The sequence below is a fragment of the Myxococcus guangdongensis genome, assembly GCF_024198255.1.
Lineage (GTDB): Bacteria > Myxococcota > Myxococcia > Myxococcales > Myxococcaceae > Myxococcus > Myxococcus guangdongensis.
The window spans coordinates 419,679-444,444 of record NZ_JAJVKW010000008.1 but is presented as its reverse complement, the minus strand read 5'-3'; the positions used below and the strand labels follow the sequence as shown (position 1 = coordinate 444,444).

Sequence of the window (24,766 nt, the reverse complement as noted above, 5' to 3'; positions counted from 1 at the left end):
CTGGAGTACGAGGGGATTGTCGGGTGGGTGACACTGTTCGAAGCCCGACGATTCCGACGTTCTTGACGGAAAATCCACACGCATAGCGTGGGTCCTTCCGGCGACCGAGGCTCCATCCAGGAGTCGGCGCTGGGAGGAGCCCTCGATGAACGTGCGAAGTGCGGTGTCTCGCGGTCTGGTCGCGGTGTTCGGCGCGCTGGTGCTGGGCGCGTGTGGTGCGGAGCCGTCCGCCGAGGCTGGCGCGGGCGTGCCGATGGACGAGGCGGAGCTGACCACGGTGGACTCGTCGCTGGGCCAGTGCCCGGGCTACGACTCCTGCGCCAACTGGTCCCCCTGGTACGCGGTGGGTGGCAGCTACTGCGGCGCCAGCTCCACGTGCGGCATGCGCTGGGTCTGCGAGGAGGACCCCTGGGGCTGTCCGAACGGCGTGGCCCCCGAGCCGACGGTGTCCAAGGATGGCCAGGAGCTGCTGCCCCCGTGTTGCGGCATCCTCTACCGCGAGCCGCTCCCCGCGCTCTTCGGCGCGCAGGAGCGCTACCGCGTGTGCTTCAACCCGGCCGGTGCGTCGTGCACCGACTTCGAGCAGGCGGGCGGCGCGGTGCTGAGCTGCGGCTGCTGAGCTTCACGGCTTGAGATGGGTGGTGTCGTTCCAGCCGGCGAGTGCCGGCTGGGCGGCATCCGGTCCGTCCGCCCCGAGCACGCTGATGGAGCCGGTGCTCAGCAGGAACAGCCGTCCGTCGGAGGGCACGAGCCCCAGCCACCGCGCCGCGAGCACTCGCAGGAAGTGGCCATGGGAGAAGAGGAGGATGTCGCCCGTCTGCTGACGCAGGTCCGCGATGACGTGGTCCGCGCGAGCACCCACGTGTTCCGCCGTCTCGCCGTTCGGGACGCCGTCCTTCCACACGGTCCAGCCGGGATGCTCCACGCGAATCTCCGCGCCGGTGCGTCCCTCGTGGTCGCCGTAGTCCCACTCCATCAAATCGTCGCGCCGCACGGCCCCTTCGCCGTAGCCCGCGAGCGCGCAGGTCTCGAAGGCGCGGCTCAGGGGGCTGGTCCACACCTGGGCGAAGTCCCACGCGCGCAGGGGCTCACCGAGCTTCGCCGCCATCTTCCGTCCGTCCTCGAGCAGCGGGACATCGGTGCGCCCCGTGTGCTGCCCACCCCGGCTCCATGCCGTCTCTCCGTGACGAACGAGCACCACCTGGGGACCGCGCATTTTCATAGGCGACGGATTGTGCCACCCGGCGAGGGCTCGGCGCGCGTTTCATGAAACACCCGGTGGCGATCGGACAGTAGCCTCGCGTCCATGCACTCCCTTCGTTCGATTCCCCCTGTGTCGTTCGTCCTCGCGTCGCTCCTGGCGCTGACGCTGGCCCTTCCCGGACACGCGCAGTCCGCCGCGGCGAAGGGGGGGGGCACGGACGGGACGATGTTGCTGACCATCTTCATGAAGCACGACCAGGGAAAGACGCTGGAGGAGATCAACGCGCACCTGGACCGCACGGGCTTCCGCAAGAGCTTCCCTCCCGCGGGCGTGGAGGTGGTGTCCTGGTACGTGATGATGGGCGTGGGGCAGGTCGTCACGGTGCGCCTGCCGCCCGAGAAGCTGCGCGAGGTGAACCTCGCGTTCGAGAAGGGCGCGTGGGGCGCGTTCCGCACGGAGTTCTACCCGACGTACGACTACCGGCCCATCTGGGAGAAGACGCGCTCCGCCACGCCGTGAGCGGGGTTGGGTATGCTCGCGGCTCGCGTGTCTTCTCCAGAGCCTGCTGCCCCCTCCCTGCCTCCAAGTGTTCCGCCACGTGACGCGCGGGTGTCCCAGTGCGTGTTGCTGGTGGCCTGTGCGTCGGCGCTGACGGTGCTCTACTTCCACCAGGTGTTCCTCACTGGGGAGATGTTCAGCGCGCGCGACTCGCTGTACGTCTACCTGCCGGTGTTCCATTACTGGCGCGAGGCGGTGCTCGCGGGGCGGATTCCGGAGTGGCTGACGCTGGACGGCTTCGGTCAGCCCTTCGCTGGCACGCTGGTCGTGGCGCCGTTCCATCCGAGCAAGCTGCTGTACCTGTTGCTCGCGCTGAATCACGCCTTCAACGCGAACATCCTGCTGTGTTTCCCGGTCGCGCTGCTGGGGATGTATGCGCTGACGCGGCTGTGGGAGGTGCCTCGCGCGGGGGCGTTCCTCGCGGGGATGGCGTATGCCTTCAGCGGCTACCTGGTCTGCATCACGAACAACCTCTGCTACCTGATGGCCGCGGCCACGGTGCCGTGGGCGCTGTGGGCCACGGAGCGTCAGCTTCGCTCGCCGGGGGCGGGGAGGTTGCTGGCCTCGGGGTTGTTGCTGGCGCTGGTGCTGCTCGCGGGGGACGTGCAGGCGTTCTGCGTGACGTATGGGTTGGTGGTGTTGCTGGCGCTCTCGTCGCCCGTGGAGTCGCGGCGGGCGCGGCTCGTGGCCGTGTTGGGGGTGCTTGGGGTGGGGACGTTGCTGGCCTCGCCGCAGTTGTTCTCGTCCGTGGCGTTGATGGGGACGGCGCAGGCGGGAGGCAGGACGCTCGACATCGCGCAGGAGTACGCGGTGCATCCGCTGCGGCTGCTCGAGCCGCTGTTGGGGGCCTACCTGGAGATTCCGGGCGAGCGGCCGGACGTGACGCTGGCCATCGTCACCAAGGTGGCGCCCTCGGGCTTCGCGAGCTTCTGGGTGGGGTCCTTGTATCTGGGGGTGCCCGTGCTGTTGCTCGCGGGGGTGGCGGCCTGGGTGAATCGTCGCTCCCGGATGTTGTGGCTTTGGGGTGGCGTGTGGCTGTTCGTCGTGGGGCTCTCGCTGGGGCCCGCGCTGCCGCTCTACGAGGCGATGTACACGTGGGTGCCTCCGTGGCGCGTGTTCCGCTATCCGTCGAAGCTCGTTCCGTTCCTGGGGCTGGGGGTTTGTTTCCTGGCGGCGCTGGGGTGGAAGTGCGTGGCCCAGGTGGAGGGGCGGCGGGTGTTCCTCCGGCTGGCGGTGGCGGTGGGCGTGGGGTGTGGGGTGCTCATCGTGGGCGAGTCGCTGGGGCGGGGGTTCACCGCGTCGTTGCTGGTGCCTCGCTGGCCGGAGATGCCCGCTGAGCTGCGCGAGATGCTGTCGCGGCAGTTCGTGCTCGTCTGTGGGGTGGCGCTGGTGAGCGCGGTGCTCTGTGGGGTCGGGGTGCTGTGGACGCGTGGGAGTGCCGGGGTGTTGTTGGTGACGCAGTTCGTGTCGGGCTTCTTGGTGGGGTACGGGAGTTATGAGCTGCTCACGCCGGAGGTGCTGTCCACGCCGCCTCCGTTCGCCGAGCACATCCTCTCGCAGCCTCGTGAGGATTCGCGGGTGCCCATCCGGGTGGCCTCGCACTACGACGTGGCTGGCGTCACGTCGCTCATCCCGGGGATGGATGCGCGGCAGTGGCGCTCGCTCGTCGCGGCGCAGACGCTCATGCCGGACACGCCGGGGCTGTGGGGCATGGAGAGCGCGGATGGGACCCTTCCCGCCACGAGTCGACGGGTGCGCGCGGTCGTCTGGGATGTGACGCCGTGGTTCCTGGAGCGTGCTCCGCTGTTCTCGGTCGCGTACACGGTGCATCCGCTCGTGGAGTGGCAGGCGCTGGAGGCGGCTGGGAAGAAGAACGCCGTCACGGACCGGTCCATCAAGGCGGTGTTGGTGGAGCACCCTGGGGTGCTGCCTCGGGTGTTCCTGGCGAATGCTCGCTGTGTCGAGTCGTATGCGGCGGCGATGCCGGGGCTGGCGGACCCGCTCGTTCGTGCCGGGCAGGTGGCGTTGGTCGAGTGTGGTGAGGCGGGGATTGCGTCCGGGGAGGTGTCCGCCGTGGGGGGGAAGGTGACGGTGGAGCGCTACGAGGCGGAGCGTCTGGAGTTCGACGTGGAGAGTCCTCGCGACGCGGTGCTCATCGTGAACGATGCGTGGTTCCCGGGGTGGACGGCGACGGTGGATGGCGTGGAGACACCGATTCTTCCGGCCAACGTGGCGGTGCGCGCGGTGCCCGTGAAGGCGGGGCGACATCGAGTGACGTTGACCTATCGGGATGTCGCCGCGCGATGGGGACTGGGCCTCTCCGCGATGACGTTCCTGGGAATGCTTGGGTTCGCGGTGGTGCGTCGACCGCGTGGAGCTTCGTGAGGAGGTGAGGGCCCTCAGGGCCTCGCGTCGTGGAGCAGGCGGTACGCGGTGTGATGGAGGGAGCGAGCCCGCATGGAGGGAGCGTCCCCCGGCTCGCCATCCGTGAATGAGTTCGGCGGCTGGTAGAGCAGGTCCTTGGGGCAGATGGGGGATTGGAAGTCGATTCGATGCCACGCGGGCTCCTGGATTCCACAGGTCCACTCAAGCGTGACGACGTGGCGCAGATGCGCATCACATTCCACCGGGCGTTCGGGTTGTGTCGCCACATCGACCAGGTCGCGGAGAAACCATTCGCGATCAGGGCGGACGTATCGCCGCGTGGACACCTGGATGCTCTCGGTGAGGTCGGACGCGTGCGCTCCCGAGACGGAGAGGTGGTGGGCACTCTGGGTGAGTTCCAGATGCCCCTGTCCCTGATGGCCCTCTCCGTGGATGCCGAACTGGACCTTCAGGATGGAGTCCGGTGACAGCAGGAGGCAGCGCGGCGTAGGCAGCAGTCGCATCTCCTTCAGTGAGAGCCCTTGCTTCACCGCGTGCTCGTAGTCGTCGAGCCCGTGGCCGATGCGTGACCAGGTGAAGCCTTCATCCATGGACTCCCATGCTGTGTTCTCCGTCAGCGCGAGCAGACGCGCGCCGAGCGGCGTTTCCTGGAAGTGGAGCTTCTGGATGGGAAAGGCCGTGGAGGGAGGCCCTCCCCGGACGAACCAGGTCTTGCCCTGGTCGTGAGATGCGAGGACCTTCCGTGAGGTCCAGCCGAACCGCTCACCCGACGGGTGCAGCAGGACTCCCAACAAGCGGGTCGATTGTTCTGGTCCCTGACTGATGAGGGGGATTGCCCTGATTCGCTTCCCCGCGACATCCCATCGGAAGGGGCCTCGTCGGCCGTAGCGCCTGTCGATGCTCACGACGGTGTCGGGGCCCATCACCTCTGTGATGCGCTCCAGGGTTGGGACCCATTTCGACAGGGGAAGGTTCGGGGCCGTGCGTCCCAGGGTGACGATGTGTCGTTCAGTCTCGAGGTGGACGATGCCGAAGCCCGCTTGGGCTTGTTGAGGGCTCAGCGGACGGGACTTCCACGTGAGCCCACCATCCGTGGTCTGGAATCGCCCCCCTGCTCCGAGTGCCCAACCCACCCTGCTGGAGAGCAGGAGGGCTTGATGTAGCAAAGGGGGCGTACGCTCGCCCGAGGAAGGTTCGACGGGAGGTCGTTCGGGAAGTGGCAGCTTGTGCCATGTTGAACCTCCATCTTGGGTCTCCCAGAGTCCTGACCTCGAACCCACGACCCAGCCGTGGTTTTCGTCTCGGAAGGAGAGGGACTCGCACCGGTTGGTGATGCTCTGGAACGGAAGGCTGGAGAGCTCTCGCCACTCGGCGCCTTGGGTGTCGCTGATGAGAAGGGTGGCACCGACTCCGCAGAGCCAGGTGCGTTGCCCCACACGCGCCATCGCACGGAGTGAGAGGGGCTTCGTGAGAGTGACCTTCTTCCACGCGCGGCCACCATCCGAGGTGCGGAACACATGGTTCCCGAGGTCGCCCGCGATGATTCCGACGCTGGGGGTGTACCAGATGAGGAACTCGAAGCGAGGCGAGGCTGAGGAGAGGAGGCTTGTGGGCGCGCGGATTGCTGAAGCGGCCTCTCTGTCTTCTCGCCAGGTGAGCCCCTTGTCCGCGCTGCGGAAGACGCGGGCTCGCTCGTCAATCCCGTCTGGATGCGGCTTCCTGTGGAACGCGAGGGCCCACCAGTCGTCATCGGTGCGCCGCGCGAAGGTGATGGGACCTTGGATGTCGAACTCCCTGACGCCGAGGTTCACGAGGGGGAGCGGTGTCTCCTCGGCCCACGAGGAGGCACTTGCGAGCAGGAGCACCAGCGACACCATGGTGGAGACGCTCCATCCTCGTGGTGCCTTCATCAGCGGAGCGCCTCGCGGAGCATCAGGTGCGCGATGCGATAGATGCGCTGGGCGCTCGTGGCGTGGCGTGGGTCTGGCGTCGGCAGGTTCGGGAACTCATCGTCGTCGCATATCTGCGCATCGAAAGTCGCCGCCTGCCACGCGCCGGAATCTCTCGTGTCGCAGGTCCACTCAAACGTGACGACGTAGTTCCATGTCCAGGGTGGGCATTTCGGGTCCCCTTCACGCTGGAGTGCTCCGTCCACCAGGGCTCGGAACATCTGCTGCGAGACGGACGGGGAGACGACCCGTGGCGAAACGTTGAGGCTGGTATAGGGATACTCTCTGAAGTGTCCCTCGATGCGTGACGCGATGGGGGAGTGGGTCAGCGTGAGTGAGCCATGATTGCCCCCATGGCAATGGGCCTGAGCGAAGCGGAGCTTCACGGCCGCATGGGAGGCGTCGAGCAGACACTCAGGAGAGAATTCTCGTTGTGGCCGCCATTGTTCCCCCGCGAGGCAGGGGCTGGTCACCAGCGCCACGAGAAGCCCGCTCACCGTCCATTGGTTGCCGCGCATGGGTCGCTCCTTTGTTGAAAGAGCGCCCATGAAAGTGATGTCGCGTGGACGGCTTCCTCACGGAAGCATCACGACCTCATCATGTGGCTGGCACGGGCACGCAGCGCTTCCGTGCCCGCTCGACCTCAGCGCTTCAAGCCACGCTTGATGTCCGCGCACAGCGCCTTGACGGCCTGCGGTCCATCCGAGTGCGCGGCCCGGACGAGCGCGCTGCCGACCACCACACCGTCCGCGTGCGCCGACAGCGTCCGCGCCTGCTCCGCGCTGGAGATGCCGAAGCCCGCGACCACCGGCACTGGCGACGCCTTGCGCACCAGGTCCAACCGCTGTGACAGGTCCGGCGGCAGCTCCGCGCGCATGCCCGTCACTCCGGCCACCGACACGCAGTACACGAAGCCGCGCCCGTCCTTCGCGATGGCCTCGGCTCGCGCTCGCGGAGTCGTCGGCGCGCACAGCGGAATCAGGTCCACGCCCGCCGCGTCGAACGTGGCGCGCAACGCCTCACTCTCCTCGGGCGGCAGGTCCGGCAGGATGGCTCCCGACACACCGCGCTCTCGCGCCAGCTTCGCGAACCGCTCCTCGCCCATCGCCATGATGACGTTCACGTACGTCATGATGACCAGCGGCGTCTCCGGGCAACGCCGATGCACCTCCGGCACCACCTCGTCGAGCACCCGCTTGAGCGTGGAGCCCGCCTTCAACGCGCGCTCCGAGGCTCCCTGGATGACCGGCCCGTCCGCGATGGGGTCGCTGAACGCCACGCCCACTTCGATGATGTCCGCGCCGCCTTCCACCATCGCCGTGAACACATCCACCGAGCGCGCCAGGTCCGGGTCTCCCGCCATCCCGTACGCCACCAGCGCGCCCTCGCCCCGAGCCTTCGCCCGCGCGAACGCCTTCGCGATTTCGCCGCTCACGCCTTCACCCCCACCGCCGGCGGAACCCCGCGCGCCGAAATCGTCGCGACGTCCTTGTCCCCGCGACCCGAGCAGTTGATGACCAGGTACTTGCCCGCCCCCAGCTCCCGCGCCAGCTCCCGGCCTCGCGCGAACGCGTGCGACGTCTCCAGCGCCGGCAGGATGCCCTCCATGCGCGCCACCTCGTAGAACGACGCCAACGCCTCGTCGTCCGTCGCCGTGCGCACCTCCATGCGCCCAATCTTCGCCAGGTGCGCCAGCTCCGGCCCCACGCCCGGATAGTCCAGGCCCGCGCTGATGCTGTGCGCCTCCTGAATCTGTCCGTCCGCGTCCTGAAGCACCAGCGAGCGCGAGCCGTGCAACACGCCCTCCGTCCCCAGCGTCAGCGACGCCCCGTGCTGCCCCGAGTCCAGCCCGTGCCCACCCGCCTCCACGCCGATGAGCCGCACGCTCGCGTCCCCGATGAACGGATGCAGCACGCCAATCGCATTCGAGCCGCCACCCACACACGCGACAATCGCATCCGGCAGCTGGCCGAAGGCAGCCATCGCCTGCGTGCGCAGCTCCTTCCCGATGATGGACTGGAAGTCGCGCACCACCGACGGATACGGGTGCGGCCCCGCCGCGCTGCCGATGACGTAGTGCGTGTCCGAGACCTGCGACACCCACGTGCGCATCGCCTCGTTCATCGCGTCCTTCAGCGTCCGCGAGCCCGACTCCACCGGCCGCACCACCGCGCCGAGCGCCCGCATCCGGAAGACGTTGAGCGCCTGCCGCTCCACGTCCAGCGCGCCCATGTACACCTCGCACGGCAGCCCGAAGAGCGCGCACGCGGTGGCCGTCGCGACGCCGTGCTGGCCCGCGCCCGTCTCCGCGATGATTCGCTTCTTGCCCATCCGCTTCGCGAGCAACACCTGTCCCACGGTGTTGTTGATTTTGTGCGCGCCCGTGTGCGCCAGGTCCTCGCGCTTGAGCCACACGTTCGCGCCGCCCCACGCCTCGGTGAGCCTGCGCGCCGGCGTCAGCGTCGTGGGCCGACCCACGAACTCACGCAGCACCCGCGCCACCTCGGCGTCGAACGTCGGGTCTGCCCTGGCGGCCATGTACGCCGCCTCCAACTCCATCAGCGCCGGGACGAGCGTCTCCGGCACGTAGCGCCCACCGAAGCGGCCGAAGCGGCCGGTGGAAGTCTCCGTGTTCATCCCTGTCACTCCCAGAGGTTGATGGACTTCGCGGACCGCACGAAGGCGCGCACCGCGTCCATGTCCTTGATGCCCGGGGCCGACTCCACCCCACTGGCCACATCCACTCCGTAAGGCCGCGTCGCGCGCACCGCCTCCGCCACGTTGGAGGGCTTCAGCCCTCCCGCCACCAACACCGGCACGCCGCTGCCCGACACTCCCGCCACCAGCGACCAGTCGAACCCCACGCCACCACCGCCGTACCCCGGCGCCGCCCCGTCCAGCAGCAGCCCCGTCACGTCGCCCACTCCCACGTACGCTCGCGCCCGCGCCACGTCATCCGCGCCGCGCACCCGCAGCGCCTTGATGACCGGCACCCCGAACCCCGAGCAGGCCTCCGGTGGCTCGTCCCCATGCAGCTGCACGGCCGTGAGGCCACACTCCGTCACCGCCCGTCGGATGTCCTCCGGCGCCGCGTTGACGAACACGCCAATCAGCGCGCCCAGGGGAGGCCGCGTGCGCCCGAGCCGCGCCGCCGTGGCCAGGTCCAGATACCGGGGGGAGGGCGGATAGAAGTTGAGCCCCAGCGCGTCCACCCCCGCGTCCCACGCGGCCCGAGCATCCTCGAGCCGCGTCACGCCACACACCTTCACCCGGACACTCACGGCGGCGTGCCGTCCTCTCCGAGCAGCCGCGTGAGCGCCCGTCCCGGCTCCGCGTCGCGCAGGAGCGACTCGCCCACCAGCACCGCGTCGGCGCCGGCCTCGCGAGCGGCGATGAGCTCCGTCACCGACTTGAGCCCGCTCTCCGCCACCAACGCGCGTGCCCGAGCGCGCAGCCTGGGCATCACCCGCAGCGCCGTGCCCACGTCCGTCTTCAACGTGGCCAGGTCCCGGTTGTTGATGCCCACCAGCTCCGCGCCCGCCGCGAGGGCGCGCTCGGCGTGCGCCTCCGTGTGCGCCTCCACCAGCGCGGCGATCCTCGCCGTGCGCGCCGCCGCCAGCATCTCGCGCAGCTCGCCGTCCTCCAGCGCGTCCGCGATGAGCAGCACCGCGTCCGCGCCAAACAGCGCGCTCTCCTCTACCTCTTGTGCCGCGACGAGGAAGTCCTTGCGCAGTACCGGTACCGACACCGCCGCGCGCACCGCGACCAGGTCCGCCAGCGAGCCGCCGAAGTCCGGCCCGTCCGTCAGCACGCTGATGGCGCTGGCGCCCGCCGCCTCATAGGCCCGCGCCACCGCCACCACGTCCGTGTGCGGAAACGCTCCGCCGGATGGACTCTTGCGCTTCACTTCCGCGATGACGCTCACGGGACGCCCGGGGGCTCGTCGCAGCAGGGCCCCCGCGAAGTCTCGGGGCGCGGGATGAGGATACGGCGCGATGGGCGTCCGCGCGTCCAGTTCCTCGCGCTTGCGCTTCATGATGCGGTCCAGCGTCCCCGGGGCGGCCTGAGATGCGCTGCGATTCCACCAGCTCATGACACGGCCCCGTGGATGAGCGAGGCGAGCTTGCGCGACGCCGCGCCCGAGTCGATGGCGTGCTCCGCCTTCTTCACGCCCTCGCGCAGGTCCTCCGCTTGTCCGACGACCACGAGCGACGCCGCCGCGTTGAGCAGCACCGCCGTGCGCAGCCCGGAGCGCTCGCCGTCGAGCAGCGAGCGCAGCCGCTTCGCGTTCTCGTCCGCGTCACCGCCAGCGATGTCCTCGCGTGACACCACTTCGAGCCCCGCGTCCTCGGGCCGCACCGTGAAGCAGCGCACCGTGCCGTCCTCGCGCAGCTCAGCCACCTCGGTGGGCGCGCAGGGCGAGATTTCATCCAGCCCATCGTGGCCGTGCACCACCCACGCGCGCCGGCTGCCCAGTCGCCCCAGCACGCGCGCCGTCTGCTCCACGCGCTTGCCATCGAACGTCCCGAGCAGCTGATAGCGCGCGCCGGCCGGGTTGGTCAGCGGCCCCAGCAGGTTGAACATGCTGTGGAAGCCCATGTCCCGCCGGGCCTGCGCCACGTGCTTGAGCGCGCTGTGGTGCGAGGGCGCGAAGAGGAACCCCACGCCGTATTCGTCGATGTCGAGCGCGACGCGCTCGTGCGGCCGCTCCATGGACACACCCAGCGCGGCGAGCACGTCCGCGCTGCCACACCGACTGGAGACCGCGCGGTTGCCGTGCTTGGCCACCGTCACCCCCGCCCCGGCGGCCACGAAGGCCACCGCGGTGGAGATGTTGAAGGTGTGCGCGCCGTCCCCGCCCGTGCCGCAGGTGTCGAGCACCACCTGCGCGCGCGGAGACAGCTTCGCCGCGCAGGCCCGCATGGCCTCCGCGGCGCCGAGGATTTCATCCTCGGTCTCACCCTTCATCTTGAGCGCCGTCGCCAGCGCCCCCACTTGGGCAGGCGATGCCTCGCCCGCGAGCATCAGGCCCATGACCCGGGCCATCTCCTCGCGGGTGAGGTCGCGCCGGCCCACCACCTTGCCCAGCGCTTCCTTGAGGGTCATCGCGCGCTATCCCAACCGCACGACTTCACGGCCCATGGCCTGTGCAATCGCCCGCACTTCATTCATGGACTTGTCGAACTCGGAGAAGTCCAACGACTGGGCGCCGTCCGACTTCGCGCGCGGCGGGTCGGGGTGCACTTCCACGATGATGCCGTCGGCCCCCACCGCCACCGCCGCCCGCATCATCGCCGGCACCGCCTTGCGCACGCCGATGCCGTGCGAGGGGTCCACGAACACGGGCAGGTGCGACAGCTGCTTGAGCATGGGCACGGCGTTCAGGTCCAACGTGTTGCGCGTCATCGTCTCGAACGTGCGGATGCCGCGCTCGCAGAGGATGACCTGGGTGTTGCCGCGCGCGACGATGTACTCGGCCGCCATCAACAGCTCCTTGATGGTCGCGCTCATGCCGCGCTTGAGCAGCACGGGCTTGCGCCGCTCGCCCACCGCCTCCAGCAGGCTGAAGTTCTGCATGTTGCGCGCGCCCACCTGGAGGATGTCCGTGGCGTCCGCCACCGCGTCCAGCGTGGCGGTGTCCTTCACCTCGGTGGTGACGAGCAGGCCCGTCTCCTGGCGCGCCTCCGCCAGGAGCGCGAGGCCGTCACCCTTGAGGCCCTGGAACTCATAGGGGCTGGTGCGCGGCTTGAACGCGCCACCGCGCAGCATGGTGGCGCCCGACTTCTTCACCGCGTGGGCGGTGGAGAGGATCTGCTCGCGGGATTCCACCGAGCACGGCCCGGCGATGACGTGGAAGGAGGAGCCGCCGATGGTGAGGTCGCCCACGCGCAGCTGCGTGTCGTCCGGCTTCACCTCGCGGCTGACGAGCTTGAATGGCTGGGAGATGGAGACCGCGTCCGCGACGCCGGGCAGCACTCGGAAGGGTTCGGGCTCCACCGCGCCGGGGTTGCCGGTGATGCCGATGGCCGTGCGAGTGCCCCCTGGAATCGCGTGCGGTTGCCAGCCACGGCGGCGGATCTCGTCGTTCACACGCTCGATGTCCTGGGCCGTCGCGTCTGGTCGCATCACGATCAACATGGGGTAACCCGCCTTCTCTCCACTCAGGTGACGCCGGGAAGCCCGGCGTTTCGAGGCTCTTGCATGTGGCGCCTCGCCTTCCAGTTCTGCACAAGTGTTCGCTCCCGAGCAACCTGGACGACGGTGCTGGTTGCAGCCCGCGCGCTCGCCGCACCAGCATGGAGGGGAGCCAGCGTGGATGTGGGAGAGCGCGTGTCGAACCCGGACGTCATCGTCGTGGGCGCGGGTCTCGCGGGGCTGGCGTGCGCGCGAGCGCTCGTCCAATCCCGCTTGAAAGTGGTGGTCCTGGAAGCCGGGGATGCTCCGGGTGGCCGTGTCCGCACGGATTCGCATGAGGGCTTCCTGCTGGACCGTGGGTTCCAGGTCTACCTGACGGCCTACCCGGAGGGGCGGAGGCAGCTCGACGTGGAGGCGCTGAGTCTGCGGCGCTTCATGCCGGGCGCCAAGGTGTGGCGACAGGGGCGGCTCCGCACGGTGGCGGACCCGCTGCGTCAGCCGGTGACGGCGCTCTCGCACCTGCTCGACGTCCCCGGGACGTTCGGTGACAAGCTGCGCGTGCTGGAGCTGCGGCAGCTCTCGCGCTCGGGAGAAGACGAGGACGTGTGGCTGCGTCCCCAGCGCACCTCGCGGCGCTACCTGGAGGAGCTGGGCTTCACGGAGGAGATGGTGGAGGGCTTCCTGCGGCCCTTCCTGGCGGGCATCTTCCTGGACCGCTCGCTGAACACGTCCAGCCGCTTCCTGGAGTTCGTCTTCCGGATGTTCGCCTCGGGCGAGGCCGGGGTGCCGGAGCGGGGGATGGGGGTGATTGCGGAGCAGCTCGCCGCGAAGCTGCCGCCCGTCGCGCTGCGAAGGCACGCACCCGTGGCCGATGTGTGGGGGCACCGGGTGCGGATGGCGGATGGGGAGATGCTCGGTGCCAAGGCGGTGGTGGTGGCCACGGACCCGTTGGCCGCGGCGCGGCTGCTCCCCGGGATGCCGGTGCCGATGATGAACGCGGTGACGTGTCTGTACTTCGCCGCGCCGGAGCCTCCGGTGGAGGGGCCGTGGCTCCTGCTCAATGGCGAGGGGCGGGGCGTGGTGAACAACGTGGCGGTGATGAGCGAGGTGTCGCCCGCGTATGCGCCGCGGGGACAGGCGCTGGTGTCCGTGTCCGTGCTGGGCGTGCACTCGGATGAGGCGGGGCTGCGTGAGCGGGTGAGCGTGGAGCTGGCGGAGTGGTTCGGCGCCGCGGTGGCGGACTGGCGGCACCTGCGCACGTACTCGCTCCCGTTCGCGCTGCCGGCGCAGACGGTGGCCGCGCTGGAGCCGCCGCATCGGCCGGTGCGACTGTCACCGGGGCTCTACGTGTGCGGTGACCACCGGGACAGCGCGTCCATCCACGGCGCGCTGGGCTCGGGACGGCGCGCGGCGGAGGCGGTGCTGCTCGACATGGGATTGTGAGAGGTGGCGCTCGCGTCTGGGGCGGCCTCACGGTGAGGTGAACGACGGTACGTTCGTCGAGGGCATCCGCGTGGGCGAGTCTCCGCAGTGCCTCCTCCTTGTGGCGACCCTGGCGCTCCCGACGGCGAAGCCACTGGTGCCCATGCGCATGAAGGGGCGCGTGACCTCAAGGGCGCCTCGCATGGAGCGCGCACAGCGCAGGTGCGTCCGGCCGTCTATCGATGAGGCCGCCGGGTCGAGCAGCCCGGCGCCATGCGCCACGAAGGGAGCTCAAGCTCAAAGCGGGGCCGCGCAGGGCACACACGGCGCAGGTGCGTTCGGACTTCCGGCGATGACGCCACCGTCGGTTTGAAGCAAGACGCCGCGCACGTCAGCCGCGCGCGGCGTCACGACGCACGCTTCAGCGAGCGCCCTTCTTGCCCTTGCGCTTCGCCGTCGCGCGAGGGCTCTTGGCCTTCGCCTTGGCCGCCTTGGGCTTTCCCGACGTGGAGCGCTTCGCGCTGACCGCGGTGCCCCGGCGCTTGCCACCGGTCCGCTTGCTCGTCGCGGTGGGACGCCGACGCTTCGCGGCCTCCTCCGTGCGCTCCGTTCGGGCCACCTTCTTGGCGGCCCGCTTCCCGCCCGGGGCCTTCTTCGCCCGCGCCGTGCCGGCCTTGCGCGCGCCCTTGCGACGCGCACCCTTGCGTCCGCCGCTCGGGGTCTCGGCAACCTCCGCCGCGGGGGCCTCGCTCACCACGGGCGCGGGGGCCTCCTCGACCGCGCTCACCACCACCGGGGCCGGCACGGGCGCCTCGCTGATGACGGGCGCGGGCGCGGGCGCGCGGGGCGTCCGCGTCACGCTCCGACGAGGACCGGGAGTCGCCACGCGCCGGGTCCGCGCCGCCGCCGCGCCCAGGAGGCTCTCCGCCTCACCTGCCTCGTCCGCCCACTGCAGCGGGAAGTCGTTCGCGGTGAGCGGGCCCGACGCCAGCAGCAGCGGCGCCGCCAGTTCGTCCGCGCCCGAGGCCACGGCGGCCATCGCGGTGACGAGGCTCAGCGTGTTGGGCGTCGCGCCACCCAGGGGATAGAGCGCCACCGAGCCCATGTCGTTCCAGCCGACGACCAGGTAGCGGAAGGACTCCGGGTAGCGCGCGCGCAGCGTGCTCAGCACCAGCACGAAGGCATTGAAGCCACCGTCGTCGAAGCGCACCAGCCACTGGTTGCCGAGCGGCTGACGCACGCGACGGTGGGGCTTGCTGAGCTCCGCGCGAACCACTCCCTGGATGGCGGAGCGGACAGAGGCGTCCGCCGTCGGGAGGATGTCGCACGTGAAGACGGCGAAGGAGGTCTGGGACATCCAGCCATCATTCCCTATCGCTGACATGGCTGTCTAACGGTACGGCTCCGGACTGGGGCATTTCCGGCGAAAAGCCATCCAGCGGGACCCGGGACCGCCTGGACCCGCCGGCAGGGGACGTGGCGCCGCGCGGGCGTGCCTTTCGCGCGGCGTCGGCCTCACGGGCGCCGAATCCGCGTCTTGAGTTACAATTGCAGCTCCCGTTTCAGCTCCCGGGCTCCCGCGAGGAGTCCTCCATCGAGCCGTTTCTTCCAGCAGGGAGGAAGCATGCAGCCACCGCGTGGTCGATGCGTCGTCGTATCTCCGGTCGTCCGGTCGTGCTCCTCGCGCAAGGCCTCGTGGAAGCCCTCTCGAGGTGGAAGTGTGCTGCTGCTGGCGTGGCTCTGCGCGGCGCTCGTCGGTTGCGGCGGCGCGGAGGATGTCTTCGTCCCCGCACAACAGACCGCATCCCCGGTGGCGCAGGCCGAGGCCGCGCTCTCGCTCGGCACGGGGACGCGCGTCGGCGAGCTGATGATTCGCGCGCCGGACAGCATCCTGTTGCCCCTCATCGCGGGAAAGTCGGCGAACCGGGTCCTGGAGGACGGGCGCGTCGAGCCGCTCTGGACGGGCATCTCGCTCATCAACCACGGCAATACCCAGAACACGGTCCACATCCTCTACGTCGATGAGCGCATGGGAGGCGCGCTCGCCGCGCGTCAGGTCATCACCCTCGCGCCCCAGGACTCCATCTCCATTCCTCGCGTGGATGACATCACCAACATGGTGTCCGTCCGGGGGCGCGTGTTGACGGGCAGCCCCGTGCCCACGACGTTCCAGGGCTCCGCCATCGTCACCACGGAGGGCTCCTCGCCCACGACGGTGGAGGCGATGGTCAACCTGATGCGGGGCAACCAGGAGGGCGGCTCCAGCTACAACGGTCTGCGTCCCTCCGGGAGCCGAGCCATCGCTCCCGTGGTCCAGGTGCGCAATGGAGACTCGAACGCGCGCTGGAACTCCATCCTCACCTACCAGAACCCCACGCCCGGACCGCTCACGTTCCGGGTCCGCTTCGACTTTCCCGGAGGGCCCATCTACCACCCGGCGCTGGGCAGCGCGCCGCTGCGGCTGGAGGCCGGACAGTCCCGCAGCCTCGATGCGTGGCGTGTGCCGGGGCTCCCCACGGGCGCGGTCGCCGCCACGGGCATCGTCGAGGGCCCCGCGAGCGGCGGCCCCCTGTCCATGCTCGTGGGAACCGTCCTCCAGTTCGACCTGTCACGGCGAATCAACGCGGCCTCCATGTTCAGCGAGCATGACGGCTCGAACACGGTGCTGGCGCCCATCATCCAGCACAACTGGTTCGGGTTCTGGTCCGGCACCGCGGTGACGAACGTCGGGTCCGTCCCCGCCCAGGTGGAGATGAAGTTCGTCCCGGGGCCCGGGTCCACCTGCACGGATGCCAGCGCGCGTCCGGGTTCGCGCTTCGCGACCATCGCGCCCGGCTCGTCGCACTTCTTCGTCACGGTGGAGATGTTCGGCGACTGCGTGCTCAACGGCAGCGGGCGCATCACCTCGACGGGCGCGCCCATCGTCGCGCTGGTCAATCACCAGCGCCCCCTGGCCACCTGGGGCTACTCCTCGTCGACCTACGAGGCGTTCGGCCTGGAGGAGACGAGCTCCCAGTTCGTCCTCCCTCTGGTGATGGCCGACAATTACGGCTACTTCAGCGGGGTCCAGGTGGCGAACGCCGAGGCGACTCCTCGCACCGTCCGCCTGCGCTTCTCCCGCCCCTGCATGGGGAGGACCGAACAGGTCGGAGTGGTCCCCGCCCACGGCGTGCTGTCCTTGGTCCAGGACCCTCCGAACTGGCCCTGCTCGGGGTGGGTGAGCAGCGGCGTGCTCACCGCCGATGACGCCGGGGCCCGCCTGGCCGTGACGGTCAACCTGCTGGGGACGAACGACAAGCAGCGCGACCCGTTTCACACCTACAAGGGAATGAAGACGAGCCGGCAGACAGGGAAGGACAGGTGTCCCCAGAAGGCCGCGACGAAGGCGAAGCTCGCCTCCGTGAACATCTGGAAGTGGTTGGAGCCGTGGGGGGCCTACACGTCGCTCTACAGGTCCTTCCCGGACGAGTTGACGGAGGGGCTGATGTACCTGCCAGGTCTGGGCTTGCGCTGGACCGACCTCGAGGACCCCGCGCTCTGTACCGCGCTGGGGGGAAGGTCCGCCTTCCACGTCAACCTCTACCGGGAGCGGGAGGTGCGGGATGGGTCGGTCGACTTAGACCAGTTCCGGGGCTCGCTTGTCTCGTGCTGGTACTGCGAGAGCTACAAGGAGAATGGAGCGGACATGCATCGCTGGGTGGCCCTGTATGGCGCCAAGCGGGTCGTCCCCCCGGCCCCATACACCCGCGAATGGACGAGCCCCTAGAGGGCCCCTTCCCTGGAGAGGCACCCCGACCCTTCCATGAAGAAGGGTCGGGGGCCGGCGTCAGGTCGCTTGCGCCACGGGCGCCTTCACGGCCTGCCCCGCCACCTGCGTGAGCAGCGACGTCAGCCGGCGCGCGAAGCGGTTCGGGTCGGCGATGGTGCTGCCCTCGGTGAGCAGCGCCTGGTCATGCAGCAGCTCAATCCACTCGGACACCTGAGCCTGCGCCGGGTCCTGGGCGTGGAGCGTCTTCAGGTGCTCGATGACCGGATGCTTGGGATTGACCTCGAGGATGCGCTTCACCCTCGGCATTCCCTTACCCCGCTGCTGCAGCAGCCGCTCCAGGTACGCGGGCGAGCCGCCCTCGGGGACGACGAGGCACACCGGCGAGTCCGTGAGCCGGTCCGACACGCGCACCTCGCGCACCGAGTCCTGCAGCACGTCCTTCATCCGCGACGTGAGCCCCTTGAGCCCCTCGCTCTTCTCCTCGTGCTCCTTCTTCTGCTCGTCCGTGGACTGCAGCTTCAGGTCCGCCTGGAGCGCGGACACCAGCGGCTTGCCCTGGAACTCGCGCAGGCCCTGCGCCGCCCACTCGTCCACCGGGTCCGTCATGAAGAGGACCTCGTAGCCGCGCTGCTTGAGCGCCTCCAGGTGGGGGCTGTCCTCCACCGCCTTCCGGGACTCGCCGTAGATGTAATAGAGCGCCTCCTGGCCCTCCTTCATCCGCGACACGTAGTCCGCCAGCGACGTGAGCCCCTCGTCGCGCGAGCTCTCGTAGCGCAACAGGCCGCCCACCTTGTCCTTGTGCTCGGCCTCGGTGGCCAGCGCCTCCTTGAGCACCGTGCCGAAGGCCTTCCAGAACGTCGTGTAGTCCTCGGGCTTGTCCTTGGCGAGCTTCTCCAACAGGTCCAACGACTTCTTCACCACGTGCTTGCGGATGGCGCGCACGGTCTGCGAGTCCTGGAGCAGCTCGCGCGACACGTTGAGCGGCAGGTCATCCGAGTCGATGACGCCGCGCACGAAGCGCAGCCACTGCGGCACCAGCTCCTCGCAGCGGTCCATGATGAACACGCGCTTGACGAACAGCCGCACCCCGCGCTGCTGCTGCGCGTTCAAGTCGAACGGCGGGTTCTTCGGCAGGAAGAGCAGGCCGGTGAACTGCTGGTTGCCGTCCGCCTTGAAGTGCGTCCACGCGAGCGGCTTCTCCCAGTCGTGCGTCAGGTGCTTGTAGAACTCCTGGTACTGCTCGTCGGTGATGTCCGATTTGGCGCGCTGCCACAGGGCGCTCGCCTTGTTCACCACCTCCAGCGCGCTCTCCGTCTTGGCGTCGTCCCCCGTGCCCGTCGTCTTGGTCACCTGGAGCTTGATGGGGTGGCCGACGTAGTCGGAGTACTGGGTAATCAGCGAGCGCACGCGCCACTCGTCCAGGAACTCCTTCTGGTCCTCCTTGAGGTGGAGGATGACGGAGGTGCCCCGGGCGGCGCGCTCGGAGGGCTCCACGGTGAAGGTGCCGTGCGCCTCGGACGTCCACTTCCAGGCCTGGCTGTCCTTGCCGGCGGCGCGGCTGACGACCTCCACGCGGTCCGCCACGAGGTACGCGCTGTAGAAGCCCACGCCGAACTGGCCGATGAGCTGCATGTCCTTCTGGCCACGCTGGGTCATCGCCTGGATGAACTCGCGCGAGCCGGAGTGGGCGATGGTGCCCAGGTTCTTCACCAGCTCGTCGTGCGACATGCCGACGCCGGTGTCCTCGATGGTGAGGGTGTTCTTCTCCGCGTCCGGAATGATGCGCAGCTCCAGCTCCGGCGCGTCCGCGAGCAGCTCCGGCTCGGTAATCGCGCGGAAGCGCAGCCTGTCCAGCGCGTCCGAGGCGTTGGAGACCAGCTCCCGGAGGAAGATCTCCTTGTGGCTGTAGAGCGAATTGATGACCAGGCTGAGGAGCTGGTTGATCTCCGCCTGGAAGGCGTGGGTTTCCCGCTGGGGGGAAGCGTCGACGGTCATGGGTTCAAGGCCTCCGGGCGCGCCCCGTGTGGGCGCGAAGCGTCGTCTCCCCATAACCATGCAAACCGGCCTGTCGAGGGCCTTCGCCCGAATGCCCCCCGGTGGGCCCGGCGCTGGACGGCCAGGCCCCCGGGTCGGCCCTCGGGAGGGCTAGAGGGGAGGGTAGATGGGCGGGTAGTTGTACCCGAAGTTGTTGTCCCAGTACGTGTGCCCGTCCACCTCGTACCGGATGTAGTACAGCGGCGTGCCGGTGCCGGCCGGGATGCGGGCCTGCCAGCGCTCCACGCCGTACGCGTTGGGGCTGGAGACGTACGCGTAGCCCACCGCGTAGCCGGGGACGAAGGCCGCGGAGACCTCGTGGGACGTGGCCCAGTGGTCCGTCGAGTACACCACGGTGACGCTCTTGGTGTAGGCGAGGTTCTTCACGTCGATGCCGATGTCCACCTCGCCCGTGGGCTGCCAGTAGCTGCTGCCCACCAGCACGTTGGCCCGGGGGAGCAGCGGCCCGTTGGTGCGCACCAGCTGGTAGTTGGCCCCGCCGTTGTTGTCCCAGTACGTCTGGCCATTCACCGTGTACTTCGCCACGAACTCCAAATCGCGCGTCGGCTGCGGGGACGTGCCCCAGCTCTGATACTGGCGCGTCACCTTCCACAGCTCGTACCCCGCGCCCGCGTCGCCCGAGTAGCTGGCCTCCAAATCCAGCCACGTCCCATCCGGCTGCTTGTCGTGGATGGCGACCTGCTTCTCGTACGCCAGGTTCTTCACCACCAGGAGGTAGGTGACGTCCTGCCACGTCTGCCCATAGCGGCTGCCCACGGTGCTCACCGCCTTGAGCAGGCGCACCTCGTCCGCCGCCAGCGCGGAGGAGGAGAACAGCCCCACGCACAGGGCCACCAGCAGCCCCGGCAGAAGGCCCCGGCGGGACAGGGGGTCGGTTCGAGTCGTCGTCATGAGAAGTCCTCGCGTGCCCGGGTTGAAGGGCACCTGGATTGCCCGGGAAATCCAGGCTTGCGCATGTTGTCAGCGAGCGCTGACGCGCGCCGCCAAACCGTCGTGACTGGAATGTTCCGATGCGCACAGGCGCACGGGAGCGCTGGGAGGGGGCGCGACGTTGGGGTAGGGAAGGGCCATGAACCGAACCCTCCTGTCCGTGCTCGGTGCGGCGATGCTGTCCGGCTCCGCCCTCGCCGCCGAGCACGCCGCCGCCCCCGCCGCCCTGCCCGACGCCGCCGAACTGCAGCGCCTCACCGCGCGCTTCGCCCCGGTGGAGCTGAAGGTGGACTTGAAGGCCCTGCCCGGAAACGAGCGTCAGGCGCTCGCGCGCATCGTCCAGGCCTCGCAGCTGATGGACGCGCTCTTCCTGCGCCAGCGCTGGGCGGGCAGCGAGACGGTGCTCCTGGGGCTGGTGCGAGACGACTCGCCGCTGGGCCGCGCGCGCCTGCACGCGTTCGTGTTGGACAAGGGCCCGTGGAACAGCCTCGACGAGGGGCGGCCGTTCCTGCCGGGCGTGCCCGCGAAGCCGGAGGCCGGCAACTTCTATCCGGCCGGCGCCACCAAGGAGCAGGTGGAGGCGTGGGTGAAGTCGCTGCCGGAGGCCCAGCAGAAGGAGGCCACGGGCTTCTACACCACCATCCGCCGGGGCACCGACGGCAAGTTCGTCTCCGTGCCGTACAGCATCGAGTACCAGGGTGAGCTGGCCGAGGCCGCGCGCCTGTTCCGCGAGGCCGCGCAGCTGACGAAGCAGCCCACGCTCAAGGCGTTCCTGGAGTCGCGCGCGGACGCGTTCGGTTCGAACGACTACTACGCGAGCGAAGTCGCGTGGATGAAGCTGGACGCGAGCATCGAGCCCACCGTGGGGCCCTACGAGGTCTACGAGGACGGCTGGTTCAACTACAAGGCCGCGTTCGAGGCCTTCGTCGGCCTGCGCGACGACGCGGAGACGCAGAAGCTGTCGAAGTTCAGCGACCACCTGCAGGACCTGGAGAACCACCTGCCCATCGACGCGAAGCTGCGCAACCCGAAGCTGGGCGCGCTGGCCCCCATCCGCGTCGTCAACAGCCTGTTCTCCTCCGGTGACGCCAACCGGGGCGTGCAGACGGCCGCGTACAACCTGCCCAACGACGAGCGCGTCACGGAGGCCATGGGCTCCAAGCGCGTGATGCTCAAGAACGTGCAGGAGGCGAAGTTCCAGCGCGTGCTGGTGCCCATCGCGAAGGTGGCGCTGTCCGCCAAGGACCAGCAGGACGTGGCCTTCGACGCCTTCTTCACGCACATCCTGATGCACGAGCTGATGCACGGGCTGGGGCCGCACAACATCACCGTGGGCGGCAAGGCGACGACGGTGCGTCAGGCGCTCCAGGTGTCGTCCAGCGCGCTCGAGGAGGCCAAGGCGGACATCTCCGGCCTGTGGGCGCTGCAGCGGCTGATGGACACGGGCGTCATCGACAAGGCGATGGGCCGCACCATGTACACGACGTTCCTGGCCTCCGCGTTCCGCTCCATCCGCTTCGGCATCGACGAGGCGCACGGCAAGGGCGTGGCGCTGCAGCTCAACTACTTCCTGGACACCGGCGCGGTGAAGGTCGCCGCCGACGGCACCTTCTCCGTGGTGCCGGAGACGATGAAGAAGTCCGTCACCTCGCTGACGAAGCAGCTGATGGAGATTCAGGCCAAGGGCGACCGCAAGGCGGCCGAGGCGCTGCTGGCGAAGATGGGCGTGATTCGTCCGCCGGTGCGCAAGGTGCTCGAGCGGCTCAAGGACGTGCCGGTGGACATCGAGCCGCGCTACGTCACCGCGGAGGAGCTGGTGCGCGAGGCCACCGCCCCCGCGGCCGACGCCGGCGTGCGGAAGTAGCCACGGCCGACGGCCCGCTCGCCGCGCCGGGGTGCTTTCCCGTGCGCGGCGGCGAGGTCGTCCCCATGAGTCAGGTGAGATGGAGACCTCGGCCCGTCATCGCGCCACACCCCTTGGCCCCTGGGGCGTCGTCATCGCGCTCGTCATCCTGGGCGTGTGGGGCGCGCACCTGACGTGGATGCTGATGTCGCCGGGGCTGCCCCTGGACTCGCCCCTCACGTGGATGCACGTCGCCTTCCAGGCCTGGCTGTGCACGGGGCTGTTCATCACCGGCCATGACGCCATGCACGGCACGGTGGCCCGGCAGGGCTGGGTGAACGAGGCGGTGGGGACGCTCGCCTGCTTCCTGTTCGCGGGGCTGTCCTATCGGCGGCTGGTGTTGAACCACCACGCGCACCACCAGAACCCCACGGGCGACGACGACCCGGACTTCTCCACCCGCACCCAGTCCTTCTGGCCGTGGCTGGGCACGTTCATGGTCCGCTACACCACGCTGCCGCAGCTGGGGGTGATGGCGGCCAAGTTCAACATCCTCGTCTTCCTGGGCGTGTCCCAGCCGCGCGTGCTGGTGTTCTGGGTGGTGCCGGCCGTGCTGGGCACGTTGCAGCTCTTCTACTTCGGCACCTACCTGCCGCACCGGCGCCCGGACACGCCGGACATGGCGCCGCACCACGCTCGCACGCTGCCGCGCAACCACGCGTGGGCCATGCTGTCCTGCTACTTCTTCGGCTACCACTGGGAGCACCACCAGTCCCCCGGCACGCCCTGGTGGCGGCTGTGGCGCATCAAGGACGCTCGCGCCGTGCCGCAGCGGGCGGGCGATGTAACGGCCGGGGACGCTGGGCCGTTATAAAAGGGCCATGAGCGACAAGCCGCCCGTGGAGCCGCCTGGCTCCGAAATCACCTCCGAACGGCTGTATCTGCGCCGCCGCGACTTCTTGAGGAACGCGGGCCTGTTCACGGGCACGGCCGCCGCCGTGGCGGGGGGCCTGTACCTGCTCACCCGCAAGCAGCGTCGCCTCATGGACGCGTATGTCCCGGACGCGGGTGACGTCACAGGGCCGGTGGTGAAGGCGAAGGGGGCGTTCGACACGGACGAGCCGCGCACCCCGTACGAGGACGTCACCACGTACAACAACTTCTACGAGCTGGGGCTGGACAAGAACGACCCGGCGCGGCTCGCGCACCACCTCAAGCCACGGCCGTGGACCGTCACCGTGGACGGTGAGGTGCACGAGCCGAAGACGGTGGACATCGACCAGCTGTTGTCCTGGTTCACGATGGAGGAGCGCGTCTACCGGATGCGCTGCGTGGAGGCCTGGTCCATGGTGATTCCGTGGCTGGGCTTCCCGCTGGCCGCGCTGCTGGCCCGGGTGAAGCCGACGAGCCAGGCCCGCTACGTGACGTTCACCACGCTGATGGACCCGGAGCAGCTGCCCGGACAGAAGCGGCGGGTGCTGGACTGGCCCTACCTGGAGGGGCTGCGGCTGGACGAGGCGATGCACCCGCTGACGTTCATGGCCATGGGCCTGTACGGCAAGCAATTGCCAGGGCAGAACGGCGCGCCGCTGCGGCTGGTGGTGCCGTGGAAGTATGGGTTCAAGGGCGGCAAGTCCATCGTGCGCATCTCGTTGACGCGCACCATGCCGCTCACCACCTGGAACATGGCGGCGCCGCACGAGTATGGCTTCTACGCCAACGTGAATCCCGCGGTGTCCCATCCCCGCTGGAGCCAGGCCACCGAGCGGCGCATCGGTGACTTCGGGCGGCGGCCCACGCTGCCGTTCAACGGCTATGGCGAGCAGGTGGCGCACCTCTACGCGGGCATGGATTTGCGCGAGAACTTCTGACGCCATGGCCTCGACTCCACATCCCTGGCTCAACCCCGCGCTCACCGTGGGCGGGCTGTTGCCCCTGGCGTTGTTGGCCGTGCAGGGGCCGCTGGGACAGCTGGGTCCCAACGCCATCGAGGCGGCGCTCAACCAGACGGGGCTGCTCGCGCTGGTGATGTTGTTGGCGTCACTGGCGTGTACGCCCGTGCGGCTCGTCACGCGGTGGACGTGGCCCGCGCGCGTGCGCCGGACGCTGGGGCTCCTGGCCTTCACGTACGCGTGCGCGCACCTGTTCACGTACGCGGTGCTGGACCAGGGGCTGGCGTGGCGGGCGCTGTTCGACGACGTGGTGAAGCGGCCCTTCATCACCGTGGGCTTCACCGCGTGGGTGCTGCTGGTTCCGCTGGCCGTCACGTCCACGAATCGCTGGGTGCGGAGGCTGGGCTTCCCGCGCTGGCAGCGCCTGCACCGGCTGGCCTACGTGGCCGCGGTGCTGGGCGTGGTGCACTTCGTGTGGCGGGTGAAGCAGGACGTCACCGAGCCGCTCATCTACGGCGCGGTGCTCGCGCTGCTCTTCGCGGTGCGGGTGGGTGAGGCGATGCGAAAACGCCGGGCCCGCGCCGCTGCGGCGGCCCGGAACCCGGCGTGAGGTGAGGGCGGGGC

21 protein-coding genes and 1 pseudogene are annotated in these 24,766 nt (G+C 69.4%); 9 read left to right on the top strand and 13 right to left on the bottom strand.

What is annotated here, in order from left to right:
• The first annotated feature begins 145 nt into the window (after positions 1–145).
• Complete coding sequence (locus tag LXT21_RS25805) at positions 146–619, top strand: hypothetical protein (RefSeq protein WP_254040840.1); 474 nt, start codon at positions 146–148, stop codon at positions 617–619.
• Between the two features lie 3 nt (positions 620–622).
• Here the strand turns inward: LXT21_RS25805 and LXT21_RS25800 are convergent, their stop codons facing one another.
• Complete coding sequence (locus LXT21_RS25800; protein WP_254040839.1) at positions 623–1,222, bottom strand: histidine phosphatase family protein; 600 nt, start codon at positions 1,220–1,222, stop codon at positions 623–625.
• Between the two features lie 84 nt (positions 1,223–1,306).
• Here LXT21_RS25800 and LXT21_RS25795 point away from each other — a divergent pair, with 84 nt between their 5' ends.
• Together LXT21_RS25795 and LXT21_RS45460 are read left to right on the top strand one after the other, a co-directional pair.
• Positions 1,307–1,723: a hypothetical protein gene (locus LXT21_RS25795; RefSeq protein WP_254040838.1), complete on the top strand. Its 417-nt coding sequence runs from the start codon at positions 1,307–1,309 to the stop codon at positions 1,721–1,723.
• 90 nt (positions 1,724–1,813) lie between these two features.
• Positions 1,814–4,147, top strand: coding sequence for a YfhO family protein (locus LXT21_RS45460; RefSeq protein WP_254040837.1), 2,334 nt, complete (start codon positions 1,814–1,816; stop codon positions 4,145–4,147).
• A 14-nt stretch (positions 4,148–4,161) separates the two neighbouring features.
• Here LXT21_RS45460 and LXT21_RS25785 read toward each other — a convergent pair whose 3' ends face one another.
• The 9 genes and pseudogenes from LXT21_RS25785 to aroF all read right to left on the bottom strand — a co-directional run bounded on the left by LXT21_RS25785 (position 4,162) and on the right by aroF (position 12,234).
• Positions 4,162–4,941, bottom strand: a complete 780-nt coding sequence (locus tag LXT21_RS25785) for a hypothetical protein (RefSeq protein WP_254040836.1) — start codon at positions 4,939–4,941, stop codon at positions 4,162–4,164.
• Between the two features lie 432 nt (positions 4,942–5,373).
• Positions 5,374–5,592: pseudogene (locus LXT21_RS45665) on the bottom strand (YCF48-related protein); the annotation flags it as partial.
• A gap of 464 nt (positions 5,593–6,056) precedes the next feature.
• Positions 6,057–6,614, bottom strand: a complete 558-nt coding sequence (locus tag LXT21_RS25780) for a hypothetical protein (RefSeq protein ID WP_254040835.1) — start codon at positions 6,612–6,614, stop codon at positions 6,057–6,059.
• Positions 6,615–6,739: 125 nt separating this feature from the next.
• The gene (gene trpA, locus LXT21_RS25775) at positions 6,740–7,531 is read right to left on the bottom strand and encodes a tryptophan synthase subunit alpha (protein WP_254040834.1); all 792 of its coding nucleotides are present in this window, start codon (positions 7,529–7,531) and stop codon (positions 6,740–6,742) included.
• Entirely contained in the window at positions 7,528–8,733 is a 1,206-nt protein-coding gene (gene trpB, locus LXT21_RS25770) for a tryptophan synthase subunit beta (protein WP_254040833.1), read from the bottom strand. The genes trpA and trpB overlap by 4 nt, the downstream gene beginning before the upstream one ends.
• 5 nt (positions 8,734–8,738) lie before the next feature.
• A complete protein-coding gene (locus LXT21_RS25765; protein ID WP_254040832.1) occupies positions 8,739–9,377 on the bottom strand; it encodes a phosphoribosylanthranilate isomerase in 639 nt (212 codons plus the stop codon).
• A complete protein-coding gene (locus LXT21_RS25760) occupies positions 9,374–10,189 on the bottom strand; it encodes an indole-3-glycerol phosphate synthase TrpC (protein ID WP_254040831.1) in 816 nt (271 codons plus the stop codon). The genes LXT21_RS25765 and LXT21_RS25760 overlap by 4 nt, the downstream gene beginning before the upstream one ends.
• Positions 10,186–11,202: an anthranilate phosphoribosyltransferase gene (gene trpD, locus LXT21_RS25755; RefSeq protein WP_254040830.1), complete on the bottom strand. Its 1,017-nt coding sequence runs from the start codon at positions 11,200–11,202 to the stop codon at positions 10,186–10,188. The genes LXT21_RS25760 and trpD overlap by 4 nt, the downstream gene beginning before the upstream one ends.
• A gap of 6 nt (positions 11,203–11,208) precedes the next feature.
• Positions 11,209–12,234, bottom strand: coding sequence for a 3-deoxy-7-phosphoheptulonate synthase (gene aroF, locus LXT21_RS25750; RefSeq protein WP_254040829.1), 1,026 nt, complete (start codon positions 12,232–12,234; stop codon positions 11,209–11,211).
• Positions 12,235–12,408: 174 nt separating this feature from the next.
• Here aroF and LXT21_RS25745 point away from each other — a divergent pair, with 174 nt between their 5' ends.
• Positions 12,409–13,674 (top strand): NAD(P)/FAD-dependent oxidoreductase, encoded by a 1,266-nt coding sequence (locus LXT21_RS25745; RefSeq protein WP_407667027.1) that lies wholly within the window; start codon positions 12,409–12,411, stop codon positions 13,672–13,674.
• Between the two features lie 400 nt (positions 13,675–14,074).
• Here the strand turns inward: LXT21_RS25745 and LXT21_RS25740 are convergent, their stop codons facing one another.
• A complete protein-coding gene (locus LXT21_RS25740) occupies positions 14,075–15,010 on the bottom strand; it encodes a hypothetical protein (RefSeq protein ID WP_254040828.1) in 936 nt (311 codons plus the stop codon).
• A gap of 363 nt (positions 15,011–15,373) precedes the next feature.
• On the opposite strand from LXT21_RS25740, the gene LXT21_RS25735 reads away from it, so the two are divergent.
• Complete coding sequence (locus LXT21_RS25735; RefSeq protein ID WP_254040827.1) at positions 15,374–17,419, top strand: hypothetical protein; 2,046 nt, start codon at positions 15,374–15,376, stop codon at positions 17,417–17,419.
• A gap of 60 nt (positions 17,420–17,479) precedes the next feature.
• Here the strand turns inward: LXT21_RS25735 and htpG are convergent, their stop codons facing one another.
• Both htpG and LXT21_RS25725 read right to left on the bottom strand, forming a co-directional pair.
• On the bottom strand, positions 17,480–19,417 hold the full coding sequence (gene htpG / locus LXT21_RS25730) for a molecular chaperone HtpG (RefSeq protein ID WP_254040826.1): 1,938 nt from the start codon (positions 19,415–19,417) through the stop codon (positions 17,480–17,482).
• Positions 19,418–19,567: 150 nt separating this feature from the next.
• Positions 19,568–20,368: a CBM21 domain-containing protein gene (locus tag LXT21_RS25725; protein ID WP_254040825.1), complete on the bottom strand. Its 801-nt coding sequence runs from the start codon at positions 20,366–20,368 to the stop codon at positions 19,568–19,570.
• A 178-nt stretch (positions 20,369–20,546) separates the two neighbouring features.
• On the opposite strand from LXT21_RS25725, the gene LXT21_RS25720 reads away from it, so the two are divergent.
• The 4 genes from LXT21_RS25720 to LXT21_RS25705 all read left to right on the top strand — a co-directional run bounded on the left by LXT21_RS25720 (position 20,547) and on the right by LXT21_RS25705 (position 24,752).
• Positions 20,547–22,271 (top strand): dipeptidyl-peptidase 3 family protein, encoded by a 1,725-nt coding sequence (locus LXT21_RS25720; protein ID WP_254040824.1) that lies wholly within the window; start codon positions 20,547–20,549, stop codon positions 22,269–22,271.
• Between the two features lie 79 nt (positions 22,272–22,350).
• The gene (locus tag LXT21_RS25715; protein WP_254040823.1) at positions 22,351–23,124 is read left to right on the top strand and encodes a fatty acid desaturase; all 774 of its coding nucleotides are present in this window, start codon (positions 22,351–22,353) and stop codon (positions 23,122–23,124) included.
• Positions 23,111–24,121, top strand: coding sequence for a protein-methionine-sulfoxide reductase catalytic subunit MsrP (gene msrP, locus LXT21_RS25710; RefSeq protein WP_407667029.1), 1,011 nt, complete (start codon positions 23,111–23,113; stop codon positions 24,119–24,121). The genes LXT21_RS25715 and msrP overlap by 14 nt, the downstream gene beginning before the upstream one ends.
• 4 nt (positions 24,122–24,125) lie before the next feature.
• Positions 24,126–24,752, top strand: a complete 627-nt coding sequence (locus LXT21_RS25705) for a protein-methionine-sulfoxide reductase heme-binding subunit MsrQ (protein ID WP_254040821.1) — start codon at positions 24,126–24,128, stop codon at positions 24,750–24,752.
• Positions 24,753–24,766 lie beyond the last annotated feature (14 nt).

Excerpts from the sequence above, each read along its gene's own strand:
- LXT21_RS25805 (WP_254040840.1), top strand. The coding sequence starts at position 146 with ATGAACGTGCGAAGTGCGGTGTCTCGCGGTCTGGTCGCGGTGTTCGGC.
- LXT21_RS25800 (WP_254040839.1), bottom strand. The coding sequence starts at position 1,222 with ATGAAAATGCGCGGTCCCCAGGTGGTGCTCGTTCGTCACGGAGAGACG.
- LXT21_RS25795 (WP_254040838.1), top strand. The coding sequence starts at position 1,307 with ATGCACTCCCTTCGTTCGATTCCCCCTGTGTCGTTCGTCCTCGCGTCG.
- LXT21_RS25780 (WP_254040835.1), bottom strand. The coding sequence starts at position 6,614 with ATGCGCGGCAACCAATGGACGGTGAGCGGGCTTCTCGTGGCGCTGGTG.
- trpB (WP_254040833.1), bottom strand. The coding sequence starts at position 8,733 with ATGAACACGGAGACTTCCACCGGCCGCTTCGGCCGCTTCGGTGGGCGC.
- LXT21_RS25760 (WP_254040831.1), bottom strand. The coding sequence starts at position 10,189 with ATGAGCTGGTGGAATCGCAGCGCATCTCAGGCCGCCCCGGGGACGCTG.
- trpD (WP_254040830.1), bottom strand. The coding sequence starts at position 11,202 with ATGACCCTCAAGGAAGCGCTGGGCAAGGTGGTGGGCCGGCGCGACCTC.
- aroF (WP_254040829.1), bottom strand. The coding sequence starts at position 12,234 with ATGTTGATCGTGATGCGACCAGACGCGACGGCCCAGGACATCGAGCGT.
- LXT21_RS25740 (WP_254040828.1), bottom strand. The coding sequence starts at position 15,010 with ATGTCCCAGACCTCCTTCGCCGTCTTCACGTGCGACATCCTCCCGACG.
- htpG (WP_254040826.1), bottom strand. The coding sequence starts at position 19,417 with ATGACCGTCGACGCTTCCCCCCAGCGGGAAACCCACGCCTTCCAGGCG.
- LXT21_RS25725 (WP_254040825.1), bottom strand. The coding sequence starts at position 20,368 with ATGACGACGACTCGAACCGACCCCCTGTCCCGCCGGGGCCTTCTGCCG.
- LXT21_RS25720 (WP_254040824.1), top strand. The coding sequence starts at position 20,547 with ATGAACCGAACCCTCCTGTCCGTGCTCGGTGCGGCGATGCTGTCCGGC.
- LXT21_RS25715 (WP_254040823.1), top strand. The coding sequence starts at position 22,351 with ATGGAGACCTCGGCCCGTCATCGCGCCACACCCCTTGGCCCCTGGGGC.
- LXT21_RS25705 (WP_254040821.1), top strand. The coding sequence starts at position 24,126 with ATGGCCTCGACTCCACATCCCTGGCTCAACCCCGCGCTCACCGTGGGC.